This window comes from Agrobacterium sp. CG160-95 (assembly GCF_053521725.1).
Genome location: NZ_JBNWDU010000007.1, coordinates 111,347 through 129,707 on the forward strand (window position 1 = coordinate 111,347; position 18,361 = coordinate 129,707).

General features: G+C 56.4%; 14 protein-coding genes and 1 pseudogene. 10 read left to right on the top strand and 5 right to left on the bottom strand.

Features of this window, described 5'->3' with window-relative positions; all coding sequences use genetic code 11:
• Positions 1 to 134: 134 nt before the first annotated feature.
• The 9 genes from ACQZ63_RS22000 to ACQZ63_RS22040 all read left to right on the top strand — a co-directional run bounded on the left by ACQZ63_RS22000 (position 135) and on the right by ACQZ63_RS22040 (position 11,187).
• On the top strand, positions 135 to 2,552 hold the full coding sequence (locus ACQZ63_RS22000; RefSeq protein WP_173998743.1) for a TonB-dependent siderophore receptor: 2,418 nt from the start codon (positions 135 to 137) through the stop codon (positions 2,550 to 2,552).
• Positions 2,506 to 3,570: an iron-siderophore ABC transporter substrate-binding protein gene (locus ACQZ63_RS22005; protein WP_173998741.1), complete on the top strand. Its 1,065-nt coding sequence runs from the start codon at positions 2,506 to 2,508 to the stop codon at positions 3,568 to 3,570. The genes ACQZ63_RS22000 and ACQZ63_RS22005 overlap by 47 nt, the downstream gene beginning before the upstream one ends.
• A gap of 149 nt (positions 3,571 to 3,719) precedes the next feature.
• Positions 3,720 to 4,265 (top strand): siderophore-interacting protein, encoded by a 546-nt coding sequence (locus ACQZ63_RS22010; RefSeq protein ID WP_158006604.1) that lies wholly within the window; start codon positions 3,720 to 3,722, stop codon positions 4,263 to 4,265.
• Between the two features lie 35 nt (positions 4,266 to 4,300).
• Positions 4,301 to 5,305 (top strand): FecCD family ABC transporter permease, encoded by a 1,005-nt coding sequence (locus ACQZ63_RS22015; protein WP_236776519.1) that lies wholly within the window; start codon positions 4,301 to 4,303, stop codon positions 5,303 to 5,305.
• Positions 5,302 to 6,363 carry a FecCD family ABC transporter permease gene (locus ACQZ63_RS22020; RefSeq protein WP_173998737.1) on the top strand — a complete coding sequence of 354 codons (1,062 nt, stop codon included), beginning with the start codon at positions 5,302 to 5,304 and terminating at the stop codon, positions 6,361 to 6,363. The genes ACQZ63_RS22015 and ACQZ63_RS22020 overlap by 4 nt, the downstream gene beginning before the upstream one ends.
• Positions 6,360 to 7,244, top strand: a complete 885-nt coding sequence (locus ACQZ63_RS22025) for an ABC transporter ATP-binding protein (protein ID WP_173998734.1) — start codon at positions 6,360 to 6,362, stop codon at positions 7,242 to 7,244. The genes ACQZ63_RS22020 and ACQZ63_RS22025 overlap by 4 nt, the downstream gene beginning before the upstream one ends.
• A 695-nt stretch (positions 7,245 to 7,939) precedes the next feature.
• Positions 7,940 to 8,488: a TRAP transporter small permease subunit gene (locus ACQZ63_RS22030; protein WP_019565757.1), complete on the top strand. Its 549-nt coding sequence runs from the start codon at positions 7,940 to 7,942 to the stop codon at positions 8,486 to 8,488.
• Between the two features lie 17 nt (positions 8,489 to 8,505).
• Positions 8,506 to 10,011, top strand: coding sequence for a TRAP transporter large permease (locus ACQZ63_RS22035; protein ID WP_173998732.1), 1,506 nt, complete (start codon positions 8,506 to 8,508; stop codon positions 10,009 to 10,011).
• 63 nt (positions 10,012 to 10,074) lie between these two features.
• On the top strand, positions 10,075 to 11,187 hold the full coding sequence (locus tag ACQZ63_RS22040) for a TRAP transporter substrate-binding protein (protein ID WP_076844324.1): 1,113 nt from the start codon (positions 10,075 to 10,077) through the stop codon (positions 11,185 to 11,187).
• A 63-nt stretch (positions 11,188 to 11,250) separates the two neighbouring features.
• Here ACQZ63_RS22040 and mctR read toward each other — a convergent pair whose 3' ends face one another.
• The 3 genes from mctR to nhaA form a co-directional block, all read right to left on the bottom strand.
• Positions 11,251 to 11,883 carry a two-component system response regulator MctR gene (gene mctR / locus ACQZ63_RS22045; protein ID WP_076844322.1) on the bottom strand — a complete coding sequence of 211 codons (633 nt, stop codon included), beginning with the start codon at positions 11,881 to 11,883 and terminating at the stop codon, positions 11,251 to 11,253.
• Positions 11,880 to 13,277 carry a two-component system sensor histidine kinase MctS gene (gene mctS, locus ACQZ63_RS22050; protein ID WP_173998730.1) on the bottom strand — a complete coding sequence of 466 codons (1,398 nt, stop codon included), beginning with the start codon at positions 13,275 to 13,277 and terminating at the stop codon, positions 11,880 to 11,882. Before mctS ends, mctR begins: the two co-directional genes overlap by 4 nt.
• Positions 13,278 to 13,991: 714 nt before the next feature.
• Positions 13,992 to 15,209: a Na+/H+ antiporter NhaA gene (gene nhaA, locus ACQZ63_RS22055; RefSeq protein WP_173998728.1), complete on the bottom strand. Its 1,218-nt coding sequence runs from the start codon at positions 15,207 to 15,209 to the stop codon at positions 13,992 to 13,994.
• Positions 15,210 to 15,821: 612 nt separating this feature from the next.
• On the opposite strand from nhaA, the pseudogene ACQZ63_RS22060 reads away from it, so the two are divergent.
• A pseudogene (locus tag ACQZ63_RS22060) lies at positions 15,822 to 16,029 on the top strand (IS110 family transposase); the annotation flags it as partial.
• Between the two features lie 516 nt (positions 16,030 to 16,545).
• On the opposite strand, the gene ACQZ63_RS22065 reads toward ACQZ63_RS22060, so the two are convergent.
• Positions 16,546 to 17,211: a GNAT family N-acetyltransferase gene (locus ACQZ63_RS22065; RefSeq protein ID WP_236772292.1), complete on the bottom strand. Its 666-nt coding sequence runs from the start codon at positions 17,209 to 17,211 to the stop codon at positions 16,546 to 16,548.
• Positions 17,177 to 18,337, bottom strand: coding sequence for a Gfo/Idh/MocA family protein (locus ACQZ63_RS22070; protein WP_173998727.1), 1,161 nt, complete (start codon positions 18,335 to 18,337; stop codon positions 17,177 to 17,179). The genes ACQZ63_RS22065 and ACQZ63_RS22070 overlap by 35 nt, the downstream gene beginning before the upstream one ends.
• Positions 18,338 to 18,361: the final 24 nt, after the last annotated feature.

The following is an 18,361-nucleotide window of genomic DNA, read 5'->3' on the forward strand; positions in this document are numbered from 1 at the left end:
AATCCGTCTTTGCATCGGACGGGTGCGTTTGCACTCGTGAAATACGCAAGGACAGGAGTTTGACAGGGGCTATGGTGAAGCAGTTTGGGGACAGGTCATCCGGCAAGGCAAACAGACGGATCGGCGGGTTGGGTTTGGCACTTCTGGCGTCAACGGTGATTTCCTTGATGGATGTTACCATTGTTCGGCCCGCAGCGGCGCAGCAGGCATCCGCCACTATCAGTTATTCCGTCCCGTCAGGCGCGCTCGGAACCGCGATTTCCCGCTTCGGTGACCGCTCCAACCTTCAGGTTCTTTATCCGGCCAGCCTGGTGCGCGGCAAAACATCGCCCGGTGTCTCGGGAAGTCTCAGCCGGGATGAGGCACTCGGCAGGCTTCTCGCAGGCACGGGACTGTCCTACCGCTTCACCGCCGCCAATACCGTAACCATAGTCAGTCCCTCAGCGATGTCGAACGCTGGCGCCGCGGTGGATGACTCGACAGTGCTCGAAACCATTACGGTTCAAAGTCACGGTGCGACCACAGAGGGAGCTGGCTCTTACACGGCTGCAAACGCCACAATCGGCAAGGGCGAGCAGGAAATACGCCGTATCCCCCAAGCCGTTTCAGTGGTCACACGTAAGCAGATGGACGATCGGAATGTTGCGACGATCGATGATGCGCTCGAAGAGGCCCCGGGCATTTCGCTCTACGACAGCCCGATGGGGTCGAGATATGTCTATTCACGTGGTTCGGTCGTTGACACGATGCAATATGATGGCGTTGCCCGCAGCACCTATTACGCGCAGGCGAACAGTTTCAGCGAAGACATGGCAGCGTTCGATCGCGTTGAGGTTTTGCGTGGCGCAGCCGGTTTGCTCCAAGGCGTCGGATATCCCGGTGCGACGGTCAACATGGTCAGGAAACGGCCGCTCGACAAGCGCCAGCTTTCGGTCTCCCAGGATATCGGTTCGTTCCAGAACTATCGAACCGAAGTCGATGCGACCGGTCCCCTAAATGAGCCAGGATCATTGCGGGGTCGCATTGTAGGTTCATTCAATGACCGCGACTACTTCACCGATACCGCGAAAAGCCGTAACGTTTTTCTTTACGGGATCCTTGAGGCCGACATAACAGATAATACGACCGTGGCGTTCGGAGGCAGCTACAAACACCGGACGTCGACCCCCTGCTTCACGGGACTGCCGCACTATAGTGATGGGTCCGATCTTGGACTTTCTCGCGATACCTGCCTTGGCCAGAGCTGGAACTACTGGGACACCGATCAGGTATCGCTGTTCGCGGACGTCACCCATGACATCAATGAGAACTGGAAGTGGAAGACCTCCGTCGATTACTGGCGCGAGCAGCATGACGTGAAATACGAGTACTCCGTTGGCGCCATCAACCCGACAACCCTTGCCGGCTCTTCTATGATGGGTAGCCTTTTTGACATGGAAACATCGAACGTGGCTTTCGACAGCTATCTCGATGGAAAACTGGATCTGTTCGGCCGTACCCACGACGTCATTCTGGGGGGCAGCATCAACAGACTGGTTAGCGATAACGAATTCGCCGTCGCACGACTGGGAATTGCCCAGAACGTCTTTGATCCCATTTCTATTCCCGAAGTTGATGACAACTTCATCATCGCCAATCGCATTAATGGCGGCAACACACGAAACACGATCGAGCAGCAGGCACTCTACGGCATGACCCGGCTGAGCCTGACGGATCCGCTGGCCGTTATTCTGGGCGGCCGCGTGAGCTGGTACAAACACCGGTCGGTTAGTCACGAGCCCGGTGTCCCGTCTTCTTCCTATCAGGAGAAAGGTGTTTTCACCCCTTATGCAGGCATTGTCTACGATCTCGACAACAACTGGTCGGTATATGCGAGCTACACGGATATTTTCCAGCCGCAGACGAACGTCGATGCTTCGGGACAGACGCTCGACCCAATCCTTGGCAACAATTACGAAATCGGGATCAAGGGGAATGTGCTTGACGGGCGGGCGAACACGTCGGTTTCGCTTTTCCGCAGTACGACAAAGAACCGTGCCGTTTTCGATGATGACAATTATCCATGTGCTTCTTCCCCAACCGGCGAATGCTCCATTGCGGGAGGAAAAGTCCGAAGCGAAGGTGTTGAGCTCGAATTAAGCGGGGAGTTGTTCTCCAACTTGCAGGTGGCCGCATCCTACACCTACACACACAAGACGCTCATCGCGGGTGAAGAAGACTACGCTTTCAACAGGACAATTACGCCTGACCATCTGATCAAGATCTGGGGTGACTACAGTTTTACGGAACAGTTAGAAGGTTTGACAGTCGGAGCCGGTGTCCGCTTCCAGTCGGAGACAAGCCGAACAGTTGGAACTACCAGGGTTACCCAGGAACCCTTTGCCGTTCTTGGTGCCCGGGTCGGCTACAAGTTCAACGAAAACGTCCAGGCGGCTCTGAGCGTCGATAACCTCTTCGACACGCGGTACTATCAGACGGTGGGAGCCCCGGGTTGGGGTAGCATGTATGGCGATCCCCGGACTATCACGCTCAGCCTTAAAGCAACGTTCTGAGGTCCTGATCGTGAAAGAAAAGAAGGACGCCGTGCTTGAGCGGCGGAATTTCCTTATGGCGGCTCTGGGAGCGACCGTTTCGTTCGGATGGTCTGCTTCGGCTACGTCGTTCGACAGGCATTTTCCTGTATCCGTTTCGCATGCATTTGGGACAACCATCATCCCCGAACCGCCTAGGCGCATTGTCACATTGGGTTGGGGCGGCGAAGATGCCTTGCTGGCTCTCGGCGTCACGCCGATTGCAATGCCCAGCTACGGCCAGTTTCCAAATGGCGTCCTGCCGTGGGTCGCAAATAAAATCGGTGATGCCAAGCCTACGCTTCTGAACCAGGGCCTGATCGACTACGAGGCACTCGCCCTGCTCAAGCCCGACCTCATTCTGGCAATTCGGACGAACATCAATGCCCAGGCCTGGCACCGCCTACAGCAAATTGCTCCAACGGTCGCCTATCGATCCGGCCCCTTGCAGGCGGACTGGAAGGAAATCACGGAACTGGCAGGCGCCGCAATTGGGCTCTCCGGACAAGCAAGCGACCTGATTTCAGCGACCAAAGTCCAACTTCGGGACCTTGCCAAGGCTAATCCGCATATCCGCGGCAGGACGTTCGTCTTTGGCAACTACTTCCCGGCGAGCAACGCCATCGACGTCTACCTCCCGCCCGACGGGCGGGTCGCATCACTATTGGAACTCGGCTTACGGATTGCGCCGAGTGTCTTGTCTTTCGCGTCTTCGACAAGACGGAAGATCGGCGCCAGCATCAGTCTGGAGTTGCTGGATACCATAGAGACAGATCTCTTGATCTTATGGTTCCCGCCAGGCGCGCGGCTGGAACTGGAGGGGAATTCGCTGTTCAAGCGGTTCTCTCCGGTCGTGAATGGTGGATATGTCCCGCTCGACGATCCACTGGCGGTGTGGGTCGCCTGCAATCCAAGTGTTCTGTCCATACCCTATGGATTTCCGAAGTTCGCAAGTCGTCTCGAGGGCACTTCAAAACACAGCGTGGGGATAGACCGTTGAGTACAGCGTCAATGCGGGCGACTGTTTTGTCGCGAGTGTGCCTTACCCCGTCAATGGTGCGTATAGTGCTTGGTGGAGAGGATCTAGCGCATTTTTGCAGCACAGATGCACCCGACGAATTTATCTGGTTGTCATTCACAAAGCCGGACATGACGACTGCGGGTCGTTATTTCACCGTACGGCGATGGGACATGGACAATCGCTGCCTCACGGTCGATTTTGTCAAGCATGACGTCGGTATCGCCACTGAATGGGCTCAACGGGCCTGTGTTGGCGATGCAATAGAAATCTACCTGCCTCGTTCGCGCTTTGATCCGCCTTGTCAAGGTGCAATTCTCCTAATCGGTGACTACACTGCCCTGCCGGCGATAAGTCGGATCGTGGAAGAGTTGCCACACGATCGCACTGTTATTGCGCATGTCGAAATTCCCACCGTTGAGGACCGCGTCGAACTTCCGGCTGGGGGAAATGTCGCGGTTTTCTGGCATGAATCATTCGGCAAAACCCGCAATGCAACCGAGCTTGTCGACATCGCCCGAACGGCGACCTTTCCAGAGAATACTGGCTACGTGTGGATCGCAGGCGAAGCGAAAGCAGTTGCGGAATGCCGTCGACATTTTCGCGATATATGTGGCATCGACAAGTCCCGGATTACGGCGGTTGGTTATTGGGTACAAGGGCAGTCACGCGCATGAGTACCGTTGTCCCTACCCATCAAGAAAAATGCGGCTTGGCCGGGATTATGCCACGGCTGTTCGGTCTGGTGGTCGGTCTTGTCCTTTTGGGTGCCATGACGCTGATCAGCCTTTCGATCGGAGCACGGCCAATCGCCATTTTGACGGTTTTGGAAGCTCTGTTCACCTATGACACCAACCTTGCGGAGCACATCATAGTGCATGATTACCGCCTTCCGAGAACCTTGCTTGGTCTGCTTTGCGGTGCGGCTTTTGGTGTATCTGGTGCACTGATCCAGGCGGCAACGCGCAACCCTCTGGCTGACCCGGGTTTACTGGGCGTCAATGCCGGTACCGCCTTCTTCGTGACACTCGCGGTCGGTATGCTCGGCCTCTATTCCATAGACTCCTATCTCTGGTTTGCATTTCTGGGGGCTATCACGGTCACGCTCGCGGTTTATGCGCTTGGCGCGGTCGGCTCGGATGGCGCGACGCCGGTAAGAATGGTTCTTGCCGGCGTCGCACTGTCGGCCGTTCTCGGCGGTATCGGTTCCGCTATCACACTGCTCGATCCGCAAGCCTTCGATTCCATGCGTTTCTGGTCGATAGGCTCGATTGCGGGAAGGGATATGGAAATTGTCACGACAGTTGCCCCGTTTATCGGCGCTGGGCTTTTGATTGCATTGACTGCCGCCCGGCCACTGAACGCCGTGGCGCTCGGCGACGATCTGGCGCGTTCGCTCGGCGCCAATATTCTTAGTGCCAGGACAATGACGGTTATCGCCGTGACGCTGCTTGCCGGTGCGGGCACGGCTGCTTGTGGTCCTGTCGGTTTCGTCGGTCTGATGGTGCCGCATGTGGTGCGCTGGTTTACCGGCCCAGACCAGCGCTGGATCATTCCTACGACGATGATCTACGCACCGCCGCTCCTGCTGGCTGCAGACGTTGCAGGGCGTTTGATCCTTTATCCGGGAGAACTCGAGGCTGGCATCGTTACCGCCTTCATCGGTGCTCCGGTACTGATCCTGCTTGTACGCAGAAAGAAGGCGAGCGGGTTATGACGCTTCACTCTTCTTCGCAGATCGATTTTGGCCGCACCTTGGTCGCGGTTCGGCTGCTCTCGGGCCGATTGTCGTTCCTCATTCATGCCCGTGCACTAATTGTAGCCACGCTGCTGCTAACGCTGGCGGCCTTTATCGCAGTGGCATCGCTTCTGGTCGGTAAATATCCCGTCACCTTGTCTGAAGTGCTTGGTGCGCTCGCGGGCCAGGGCGACGACATGGTGCGGATAATCGTGGTGGAATGGCGTCTGCCCCGTGTGGCGCTCGCTTTCTTGCTAGGGGGAGCTCTGGGAATGAGCGGCGCGATCTTCCAGAGCCTCACTTGCAATCCCCTCGGCTCGCCCGACATCATCGGCTTCTCCGCCGGCTCCTATACAGGTGCACTGGTCGTCATCCTTCTTCTTTCCGGCGGCTACTACGAGACGGCGGCCGGTGCGCTGATCGGCGGCATTGTCACCGCCACGGCCGTCTACATTCTCTCGTGGTTGCGCTGTGGGCAGGGCTTCCGGCTGATCATTGTCGGTATCGGCGTGGCGGCCATGCTCGGTTCCTTCAATACATGGATGATTCGCCAAGCCGAGCTTCAGGTGGCGATGAGCGCCGCCATATGGGGAGCGGGTTCGCTCAACGGTCTCGGCCTCGAACAGCTTCTGCCGGTCGTCGTCGTGCTGTGCATCGTGGTGCCAATGACACTCTTCCTTTTCCGGCCGATGCGTCAGCTCGAGATGGGTGACGATGCGGCGAGAGCATCCGGCGTCAATGTAAACAGGACGCGGCTTTTACTGACGGTGCTCGGGGTGGCGCTGACGGCAATCGTCACGGCCGCATCCGGTCCGATCGCCTTCATTGCGCTTGCAGCACCACAGATCGCGCGGCGTCTGACGCGCTCCGCCGGTGTCGCACTAATCCCGTCCGCATTGACGGGCGGGCTTTTGCTGCTGGCCGCCGACTTCGCAGCACAGCACGCTTTCGGCGTCCAGCTTCCTGTCGGTGTGATGACGGTGAGCGTCGGCGGCCTTTACTTTGTCTGGCTTCTCATTCGCGAGGGCCGCAAATGACCTCTACCAACATCCATACCACTTCTGACAGACTGCGTGCCGACGCTGTCACGCTTCGCTATGACGAGCGAACGATTTCGCGGAATCTGTCGGTTGCCATTCCCGATGGCTCCCTCACCGTCATCGTCGGGCCGAACGCGTGCGGTAAGTCCACGCTGCTCAGGGCATTGTCACGGCTGCTCGCGCCTTCTGTCGGTCAGATCATTCTCGATGGACGAAGCATCACTGATCTCGCCGTCAAGGAAGTGGCTCGCTGTCTCGGCCTCTTGCCGCAATCGTCTGTTACGCCGGGAGGCATCACCGTCGCCGATCTTGTGGCGCGCGGCCGCTACCCGCACCAGTCATTCTTCCGGCAATGGTCGAAGGCCGACGAGGAAGCCGTCGTCAAGGCGATGGAAGCAACTCGCGTCACGGACCTGTCGGATCGTCTGGTGGATGAGCTTTCCGGCGGCCAGCGCCAGCGCATCTGGGTTGCCATGCTGCTGGCGCAGGAAACACCGATCCTGCTTTTAGACGAACCGACCACCTTCCTCGATATCGCCCACCAGATCGAATTGCTCGACCTGCTGGCCGATCTCAACCGACACGGTCGCACCGTCGTCGCCGTGCTGCACGATCTCAACCATGCCTGCCGATATGCCTCGCACCTGATCGCCATGAAGGACGGCGCTATCGTAGCCGAAGGAAAGCCGTCCGCCATCGTCACCGAGAAACTCGTGGAAGACGTCTTCGGCCTGCCGGCCGTCATCATTTCCGATCCGGTGTCCGGAACGCCGCTGATCGTTCCGAAAGCTCGGCAGAGGCTCGATACGGCGAAAACCGCACAGGTCGCGCCTGCCGACATATCTGTTGGCGCAGGGAAGGAGTTACCTCGTGACTGACTTGCTGAAGCGTCTCAAGCTTTTACTCGCAGCTGAACTTTCTTCGTTGCATTCATGCGATCCAGTTTCATTGGAAACACCTTAATTCTGTGTCCACGAAACCGGCAGCAGGCCAATCTATGTAAGCTTGAGATTGGGTTCAGACGCATTTAAGAATACAGCGCCTCAGAACGTCTGGACGGACCTTTTTGCCGAAAACATGCAGGAAGGTGATACTCTCAAGGCCTGCGCTAGAGTTCGAGCCGCCTCGGGTATGCCATCGACGCCCTCTTGTTGAGGCACAAAGTTATCTTGGATTTGGCATTTGGAAATCCGGCCCCGACGTACTTCTTACACAGGTCACTGATCCCGGGCCAGTCGTTCATCAACAGAGTCATCGCCAAGTGGCCTAAAATTGCCCGGTGCGGGGACCCAATCAAGTGACATCGCAGATTCCACTCGACATGGCTGAAGGTGAAGATTCCCCAGCAGGGCTGCCTCGAGTGCAATTAAAGCTACAGGCGTGGACACGGTGTTTCTTCACGGAATGCCACTGTATTTTTGCTCTGTTTGAACCTGCATACCCAGTTCTCGGTATGCCTGAAGCAGTTAACAGACGACAGCCCTTGAGCGAGAAGCCGCCATTGATATCTTGCCCGAACGATAGCGGCAGCATGTGTATTGAGGAGTACGCGGCCGCGTCCGGGGAGGATATCATGAAACTTCTACTGGCCGTTTCGCGCGCCATTGATGCTGCCAATTCAGCAATTGGCAAAGCAATTTCCTGGCTGCTTCTAGCGGCTATTTTCATTAGCGCCATCAACGCGATCATGCGCAAGGCGTTTTCTATGAGCTCAAACGCCTGGCTTGAATCACAGTGGTATTTGTTCTCTGCAGTGTTCCTCATTGCTGCCGCCTACACGCTTCTTAACAACGAGCATGTGAAGGTTGACCTAGTCTACGGAAATCTTCCGCGCAAAGGGCAACTGTGGGTCGACATTCTCGGGACGATCTTCTTCCTCCTGCCTTTCTGCCTCATCACGGTCTACCTCTCCTGGCCGGTCTTCCTGCAGAAGTTCGCCTCCGGTGAAGTATCAAATAATACGGGCGGCCTAATCCAATGGCCGGTCTGGGCACTGATACCGATCGGCTTCAGCCTGCTCTCCTTGCAGGGAGTGTCAGAACTCATCAAGCGCGTCGCTATCCTGCGCGGCGATATTCCTGATCCGGTTGCAGCGGCGGACGCCGAAGCGGCAATGCTCTGATCGAAGGAAAAATAACAATGGCATTCCTTGCGGAAAATCTCGCCCCGATCATGTTCGCGGCGCTCATCATCGTGCTCCTGCTGGGTTATCCGGTGGCCTTTGCTCTGGCTTTTGTCGGCTTTTTCTTCGGTTTCATCGGCATCGAACTCGGCCTGCTACCGGCAACCCTGTTTCAGGCCATTCCCGATCGCATATTCGGTCAGATGTCCAACGAGACGTTGCTCGCCATCCCCTTCTTCACTTTCATGGGCCTGATCCTTGAAAAGAGCGGCATGGCGGAAGACCTTTTGGATACGATCGGCCAGCTGTTTGGACCAGTACGTGGCGGCATTGCCTTCGCGGTGATTTTCGTTGGCGCTATTCTGGCGGCCACCACCGGCGTTGTCGCCGCCTCGGTCATTTCGATGGGCCTCATCTCTCTTCCGATCATGTTGCGTTACGGTTACGACCGTAAAATCGCCGCCGGCACAATCGCAGCTTCCGGCACGCTGGCGCAGATCATACCGCCAAGCCTCGTCTTGATTGTGCTGGCGGACCAGCTCGGTCGCTCGGTAGGGGACATGTACAAAGGCGCCCTCGTTCCGGGTCTCTTGCTCGTTGGTGCCTACACGCTCTACATCATCGTGACCTCGATCATCAGTCCGGCAAAAGTGCCTGCACTGCCTTTGGAGGCACGGACCCTGCGGGGCAGCAAATTGCTTTTGAAGGTGATCACCTCGCTGGTGCCGCCGCTCGTCCTGATATTCCTCGTGCTTGGTACGATCTTCCTCGGCATCGCCACGCCCACGGAAGGTGGCGCCATGGGAGCGGTTGGCGCACTCGCCCTTGCGCTCGCCAATCGCAAGCTCAATTTGGGCCTCATTCAGCAGTCGCTATACGCGACGGCAAAACTGTCGTCCTTCGTCCTGCTCATCTTGCTCGGCGCGCGCGTCTTCTCCCTGACTTTCTATGGCGTGAACGGCCATGTCTGGGTCGAGCATCTAATGACTTCGGTTCCGGGCGGCGAGATCGGATTTCTGATCGTCGCAAATCTGCTGGTTTTCTTTTTGGCCTTCTTTCTTGATTATTTCGAGCTGGCCTTCATTATCATCCCGCTTCTGGCTCCGGTCGCGGATGCGCTTGGCATAGATCTGATCTGGTTCGGCGTCATGCTGGCGGTCAATATGCAGACCTCTTTCATGCATCCGCCCTTCGGTTTTTCGCTGTTCTTTTTGCGGTCCGTCGCGCCGACAAGGGCCTACAAGGATCGCATCACCGGGCAGACGATCCAGCCAATCACATCGAGCCAGATCTATCTCGGCGCCATTCCCTATCTTTTCATCCAGCTCGCCATGGTCATCATCATCATCGCGTTCCCCGGCATCGTGATGCACTACAAGTCGGGCGCCAAGGTGGCCGATCCTTCTGCCGTTCATATCAACGTACCCATGCCCGGCGCGGGAACGGACGCCGATCCTTTCGCCAACCCGTTCCTCGCGCCCGGCAACACGGCGCCGAGCTTCGGCAAGCCAAGCACACCGTGACGATTGACCGGGCAGGCAAGCGCCCGAGCACGCCACCCGTATTCAACAGGAGGAGGTAAAACTATGAGGGATAATCCAGGCCGCAGACAATTCTTGTCGGGCGGTGTGCTTGCGGGAGCGGCTGCGGCTGCTTCGACGCTTGCAACACCGGCAATAGCCCAATCGTCACCGACCGTTCGCTGGCGTTTGACGTCAGGTTTTCCGAACAATCTCGACACAATTTACGGCGGTGCCGTTGTCATGGCGAATGCCTTGAGGGCCATGACGAGTGGCAAGTTCGACATCCAGGTCTTTCAGGCCGGAGAGATTGTTCCCGGCGCACAGGCCATCGATGCCGTAAAGGCCAACACGGTGGAAATTTCCCATACCTGCGGATATTATTTCACAGGCAAGGATCCGACATTCGCCATCGGCTCGACCATCCCCTTCGGCCTGAATGCCCGTCAGCAGAACGCATGGCTTTACCATGGCGGCGGCAACGAGGCCTATAATGAATTTCTGTCCGACTACGGCGTCATCGGAATTCCTGGTGGTGCGACGGGCGCCCAGATGGGGGGCTGGTATCGCAAGGAGATAAAAAGCATTGAGGATATCAAGGGCCTCAAGATGCGAATTGCCGGGGTCGCCGGGCAGGTGCTTGCGAGGCTTGGCGCCGTTCCACAGCAGCTTCCGGGCGGCGACATTTATCCAGCACTGGAACGTGGTACCATCGATGCTGCGGAGTGGGTCGGCCCTTATGACGACGAAAAGCTCGGTTTCTACCAGATCGCGCCCTATTATTATTATCCAGCGTTCTGGGAGGGTGGTCTGACGATTCACTTCTTCGTCAACAAGGATCAATATGCGGCCCTGCCTGACGAATACAAGGCAGCGCTTGACACCGCCTGCAAGGCGGCCAACATCAACATGCAGGCTCTCTACGACGTCAAGAACAAGGATGCGATCCGCTCGCTCGTTTCAAAGGGCACGCAGCTTCGCCCGTTACCCCGGGACGTGCTCGACGCCGCCTATAAGGCAACCTTCGAACTCTATGACGAGTATACGCAGAAACATCCCGCATGGGCCAAAATATATCCCGGCTGGAAGAAATTCCGCGACGAGAGCTATGAATGGTTCCGCGTCGCCGAATATACCTATGACAGCTATGGCTATGCGATGCAGACTGCCGGCAAATAAGCTGGCATAATTGATGTCGAGGCCCCCGGGTGACAACATTCGCGGGGCCTCGATCCCATCGCGCTATTCCTTGATGAGCCCGTGGTCTATCGCATAGCGAATAAGACCGGCGGTCGTCGCAATATCCAGTTTCCGCTTGATGTTCTTGCGATGGGTTTCCATCGTGCTCTCGGCGATATCCAGCGCCACAGCGGCGTCGCGGTTGCTTTTTCCCCTTGCAATCAGTAGCAGAACGTCCTGCTCGCGGGTGGTGAGTTCCTTCAACCTGCCAGTGGCGCTCTCCATCAGCACGTCCCGGACTCCTGACGAGAAATAGGTGCCACCCGCCGCAACGGTGCCGATAGCTACCACTATTTCCTCGGTAGCCACATCTTTCAGGATATAGCCGGCGGCACCATACATCACCGAGGTCGAAATATATTCCCGGCTATCATGCATCGACAGCATCAGCACCCGCGCTGAAAGCTGTTTTTCCTTGAACAGTTCGAGCGCATCGATGCCATTGATCTGGGGCATGTTGATGTCCATCAGCACCACATGGGGTTGCGTGGCCACAGCCGCGTCAATACCCGCCACGGCAGACACTGCGGTTCCAACGACAGTGATGTGCTCGTACGTTTCGAGCACCGCCTTCAACCCGTCGAGGATGAGAGGATGGTTGTCGACAAGAAGAACCCGGATAGGGTGAACGTTCATTCCGCAGCCTCCTGCACACGGTGGCCGGGGTCCTTCATAGCCGTCATGGGCAGGACCGCTCGCAGAACCGTTCCCTTGGCAGAGCTTTCCACATCAAGCCTGCCCCCGAAATGGGTCATGCGTTCCTGCATGTTTCGCAAGCCAAGCCCCTTGTCGGTCGCCATTTCGCTCTCTTCGCGGGTGGCCGGAAATCCGCGGCCATTGTCGCTGACGATCATCTGCACGCGTTCATCCCGGCTGGAGAACCTGATGGTGACCCGCGTCGCATTCGAATGACGCTCAATATTGGTCAGCGCCTCCTGCGCGACACGATAAAGGGCGACACGGGCTTCCGGAACTAGCATGTGCTTGAAGGCCACCGATTCCAGCGTTGCCGCGATACCGGTGCGTTCGGAAAAGCTTGAAATCAGTGCTTCTAAAGCCGCGGTCAATCCCAGGTCATCGAGAACACGTGGGCGCAGGTCGTGTGAAATACGACGGACCTCCTTGATCGCCTCGGTCAGTGCGGCGGCCCCTTTGCCGATAGCCTCTACAGCACCGACATTGTCCGGCGTCACCTTGCGCCGTGCAAGATCGATTGCGAAACGCACACCGACAAGATTTTGAGAGATGCCGTCATGCAATTCCCGGGCAATGCGCAGGCGCTCCTCCTCCTGTGTATCAATCACTCGCTGCATCAATTCCTTGAGCCGACCATCCGCCATCCTCTGCTGGCGCAGATTGAGCAGCATGCAGGTGGCAAACACCAACAGCACGGCAGGAACTGCAAACAGCGCAACGATCAGAAAATTCCAGGTGATGGAATGGCGCAATTCTTCCTTGGCCGCCGCGGTCGCTGCAAAAACGTCATCCAGATAAACTCCTGTCCCGATCATCCAGCGCCACTTGTCGAGACCGGCCGCAAAGGACAGCTTGTCGGCCGTTTTCCGGGTCGACGGTTTCTCCCACTTGTACTGAACAAGCCCCCCGCCTTCTTTTGCCTTAAGGATCAGGTCGTAGATGACCCGATTGCCATCAGGATCATAAAGATCCAGCCAATTATTACCCGGACGGAAATTTTGCCGCGGATGAACGACGTTCAACCCGTCATAATCATAGACGAAAAAATAGCCGTCCGTGCCGTAGTCAAGGTCCATCAGAATGCGCTTGACCTCTTCCTTTGCTGCGTCGTCACCAGGCCCGGCCTTGTCATAAACGGAGCGGATAGCAGATAGGGCAAGATTGGTGAGGTTGAGGAGTTCCGCCTCCTTAGCAGCAAGCATGTTTCGTTCAAACGCGTCGATACTCGTGCGCGCCAGCGTCATTGACTGCCATGTTATGAGTGCCGTGATGATGATGATCGCAAGCACTAGAGGCCCTATGGCCAGCGCAAGGATCTGGTTTCTGAGTCTCATGCGGCCCTCCGACACATTCGCTCTGACGCACCATCACCTAACAATAGTTCGCGCGGCAAGTCGAGCATGTCGGAGGTGATTGCAGGGATAGAGCATAGCACTGGGCACGTGAAGGACGTCAGCCTATTGTCAACTCTGATGTAAGGTCACAATCATCGAAATGAGCCGATATATTGACCTATCAGATATTTCAGGTGGTTCCGGGTCAACCGGCCACCGCCTGTGGCAGCTTTCGAGATGGCGTCACCGCCGCTGCGTGAAGGCAACAGGTTGCTCGAGATCTGCCTGCCAAACGGCCGGCAGCGACGATCTTGGCCGCGCTTGATCGGACTGTCCTTGCCCGACTGTTGCCGGTCCTGGACGCGTCATGATCGCCTTTCCGGGCGCGTGCCGCGACTGAATTTTTTCATTGTATTCGTGGGCTCCAACTCCGTTAGAAACACCTTAATTCCAGTGTCCACGAAACAGGCAGCACGCCAGACAAGCACTTGCGCCGTTGCGACCAAATAAAGCTTGTTGAGCCTGCTCGGACCTTATCGCTAATTCAGCCTGCAAAAATCGGCATTGTCCGGCGCCTCCTGCAAGCCTTTGCAGGAGGTACGCTTCAGTTTGCCGTAAGCAGTTGAGGCGCGAAATTCGATCTCGGCGCTCAATGCCGGCTTGACCCTTTTCGGGTCAGAGGCCCGAGACGCAGGTAATATTTCCGTTAAGCCGTCACTTGATTGTCTCGCAACTCAGCTGGTTTTCAGCCGGTTGACGCCTGCTCGATAGAGTGAGAATAATCGCCCCGGCGACACCTGAGACAAGTGATCCCATCAGGATGCCGATCTTCACGTGATCCTGAACAGAGGGATCGTTGAAGGCGAGCAAGCCAATAAACAAAGACATCGTGAAGCCAATACCGCACAAAAGAGCAGTGCCCGTAACCTGACCCCAGCTCGCCTGCGCAGGAAGTTGTGCAAGCCCAAGCTTGACCAGTAATGTGACGACGCCAAGTACTCCGACCAGCTTGCCGAGCACGAGACCACCTGCAACTCCCATTGTCAGAGGCTCGCTGAATACCGACAAGCTAAGGCCGGAGAGCGAAACGCCAGCATTAGCGAAGCCGAAGATCGGCACGATGATGAACGCAACAGGCTTGTGCAGCGCATGCTCAAGGCGATGGAGTGGGGATTCTTCTGGCGCTGCTTCTGGCGTGCCAGGGGTAAGCTTCAAAGGGATCGTCAATGCCAGCATGACGCCAGCAAGCGTCGCATGAACGCCTGAGGCAAAGACGAGCACCCAAAGTACAGCTCCCACCACCAGATACGGCCACAGTACCTTCACCTTCATCTTGTTGAAAATGAAGAGATTACCCCAAACGAGAGCAGCGCCAATGAGAGCAGTAAGGTTCAGATCTGCCGTGTAGAACAGAGCAATAACGATGACCGCTCCGAGGTCGTCAATGATAGCAAGCGCCGCAAGGAAAATCTTCAGCGACGCCGGAACACGTGATCCGAACAGTGAGAGGACACCGAGAGCGAATGCAATGTCGGTCGCGGTTGGGATCGCCCATCCCTGAAGTCCTGCCGGGTTGTCGCGGTTTAAAAGAACATAGAAGAGCGCCGGAAACAGCATGCCGCCTGCAGCGGCAGCACCGGGCAGGACCCTGCGGCTCCAGGTGGAGAGTTGGCCGTCCAGCATTTCACGTTTGATCTCGAGTCCAACCATCAGGAAAAACACAGCCATCAGGGCGTCGTTGATCCAGTGCTGGAGGTTGAGAGGCCCGATGTAGACGTACAAGATATGGAAGTAATCCTCAGCCAAAGGTGAGTTGGCCGTGATGATCGCCAAAAGCGCGACGGCCATAAGAACAAGGCCACCTGAGGCCTCATTGTCGAGAAACTTGCGAAGTGTGGAATTAATGCGACCTGGATTTGATGTCGAAGACACAGGTTCACGCTCCCTTAGCTGGAAGTTGATCTTAGTCTCCGTGGATTTCGGGGGAACCCGCAGCGCACGCAGCACGCGCTGTAGGCCAGCTTTATACTAAACCTCTGATAAGGTTTCCACAAAAACCGAGGCCGTAATCAAAAAACCGCATCGTTTGCGCGATCTTACGGCTCACTGATTGTCATTCGGGCTTTTCAACGGAATTGCCAAGTTGTGTGGTGTTGGGTGGCATCGACGCCGTGTCTCAAGCTGGACAACCGCTCAGGAGCGATCTGGCCGACCGCACGCCGAGCACCTTTGAATTCGTCAATTTCAGCGACTAGAGACAGGATTTCGGGCGTGATCCGGACAGTCGCCGTCTTTAGAAATTCCATTTCCCCATCTATTCCCATCCAATATTTCGGCAGAGCTTGTCAGATCTGACTGTTGATCGTGAGCCTTCCGATTGATGAGTCGGCCCCTGTATCCACTTATGCAGCGAGACGAGAGAAGATGTGCCAGAACGACAGCTCTCAAAAACTCGGAACCGACCTCCTGTGAACCGCGCCGGATTTGCCAGAGGCTCCACTTTCTCAGAAGTTGGAGCCTTCGGCAAACCCGGTGCGGTTCAGAGACCGCCATTTGCGCGGGCTATTATACGAAGCGGCTTCGGTCGTTCTCACGCGCAGTTCCAAACAGAGTTCATTGCGAACACGGGGGCTTCAACTGCGAGAGGGGATCAGCTTTTAAAAGAGCTGCCGTGGCTGTCGCGCGGAAGCTAGCTGTCACCATGCTGAAAACCGGAGAGTTCTTCAATCCGACTGCGGGCATGACCAAATAGTACCTGATAGCGCTCAATAACTGAGCGCTTGAAGCGGCCCTGCCGGGACGTGAGCCGTGCCATTCCGTTGATGGGGTTGCATCGCTTTCGCAGCTGAATGAGTCGTCCACATCGAAGGCTCGTGCTGCGTGGCTCCATCATGCGGCGACTGATGTCGACCGCGAAGACAACCATGCACCCGGCAGCGATCTTCAGACAAATTCAAACTTGACGCCCCAGCTGCGATTAGACAACCCCATCAGTTCAGTCCTCTAACTTTAATACACCGTTGATGCCAGGATGAGCGGCGTTCGTATCCTATCAACTGGCCGATTTTTGAATAGCGAGTTTGACGGCTCGACTGCCTTCAAGGCGAAAAGACACTTTGTCGCAAAACGGAGTGGACTATAAAAGCCAGCTTCGTCATGAAAGTCTTTTCTGAAAAAGTTTTGGTTATCCTCGGGCTTCGACAAGTGAAAGCAAAAGGCGCTGCAGCTTGAAGAGCGACGTTAGAAATCGCGACGCGCTTTAAGCATTTTATTCAATCAGTCGCTTCGCCATCACGATCGATGGTGTCCGGTCAATTTCCACAAAGCCGAATTTGGCGTAAAATGCTACGACCTTTTCGTTATACTGATTAACGCCTAGATGGACGCCTCTTACGTCAGACCTCGTCAAAGAATCCAGTTGATGTCGCAGTAGCGACGACCCATGGCCGCCATTTTGGATCTCAGGAAGAAGATTGATATGCAGATGGGCGGGGTAGGGCCGCGTGACCTCAGCCGGGGTCTTTCTTGCGCTTCGAATATAGGAAAGGACGTTCTCATCCTCTACTGTCCGTGTTTCGAAATCGCGGAGCTCTTCCAGCAAGGACGGCCACCATGCGGCCTTGAGCCAATTTTCATAGGCAATCGTATCGGGTGCGGCGACACAGTAGCCCATGACGACGTCATCCTTCGTCAGCACGAATGCAGTTTCTGCGCAGAAGCGGACATAGGGCAGCGCCCATAAAAGTCCGGGAAGTCTCGGGTCAGAGTAGTATTGTGATCCGTCTTTGCCTTGATCTGAAGTGCGCACACATATGTCGAGGATCGCCGTCTCATCGGACGGTCGGGCGTTGCGGATGGTAACGGATGATAAAGACGCTGGCATGGTCATAATCGCGGCCTCAGGCAGCCACATGCGGGGTGCGAAGCGCGTCATCGAAGCGCTGCCAGGTTTCAGCAAGCTCGATGGTGCGCCGGACACGGCGTGCCTCATCGATCTTGATTGCCACGAGCCCCGCTTCCAAGGCTGAGACGATATTGACGGGCAGCGGAGAGGCCTCGGTCAGATGCCTGTAGATATCCGAGGCCATCTGATCATCTGCGCCATAGTGATCGCTTTCGTGCCCCTCGTAACGCCGCTCGACTAGCTTTTCGCCTGTTATTGCAGAGTGCACCTCGAAGCGATTGCGGATGAAATCGCCTTCGGCCATTCCCTTGCTACCGATCACGCAGAAGCGGCGGAACTGATCTGGAACGTTGAGATTGGTATGAAACGTCATCGTCGCCCCGCCACTATATTCGATAATCGCGGTCTGATAGTCGATAATATCGCCGTCACTCTCAAACACCGCGCCACCCTCTAGCCAGCCGCTCGGCTTTTTATAGAATTCCCGCTGTTGAAACGCGGAGAACTGATCCGGTTTGTTTTCCGCGATAAACGACTTTCGGCCGCCGAAGCTGGCAACGGCCATCGCCCGCTGCCCAACAACGCTGCCATAGAGGTCGAGATCGTGGCAGCATTTCTCCAAGATAAACGGCCCAGCGTAGCGCGTATGCCGTCGCCAGTCCCGCATGAAGAATGCTCCGTGGTAGGGTGCGATATGCTCGGATGCCTCAATCGACGTGATGGCGCCGATTTGACCTTGCGTCTGGGCTGCGCGCAGATCCCGATAAAGGTCAGAGTACCGCAGAACGAGCCCCACCATAACACTTTCATCGCCATATTCGGCAAGCAAACGCGCCATCGTCATCGTCTGGTTTTCGTCGATCACCACCGGCTTCTCCGTGAAAACCCGCACGCCTGCGCGCAATCCGGCGGTGATATGTTCCAGATGGAAAAGATTGGGCGAGCCGACCATAAGAAGATCCGGCTTCGTCTGCGTCAGCATAGCCTCGATGGTTTCGAAACGTCGCGGCGGTGCCATGCCTGCGGACTGAATGGCTGGCAGCCCAGCAGGCTGCGGGTCCATCAAGCCGACAATTTCCAGTTCAGGGCAGGCCTTGCGGAAGGAGGCAATGACATTGGCAAGCCGAAAGCCGAGCCCGGCAATTGCGATTTTCATGTTTTAGTCCTGTCGGCAAGAGTT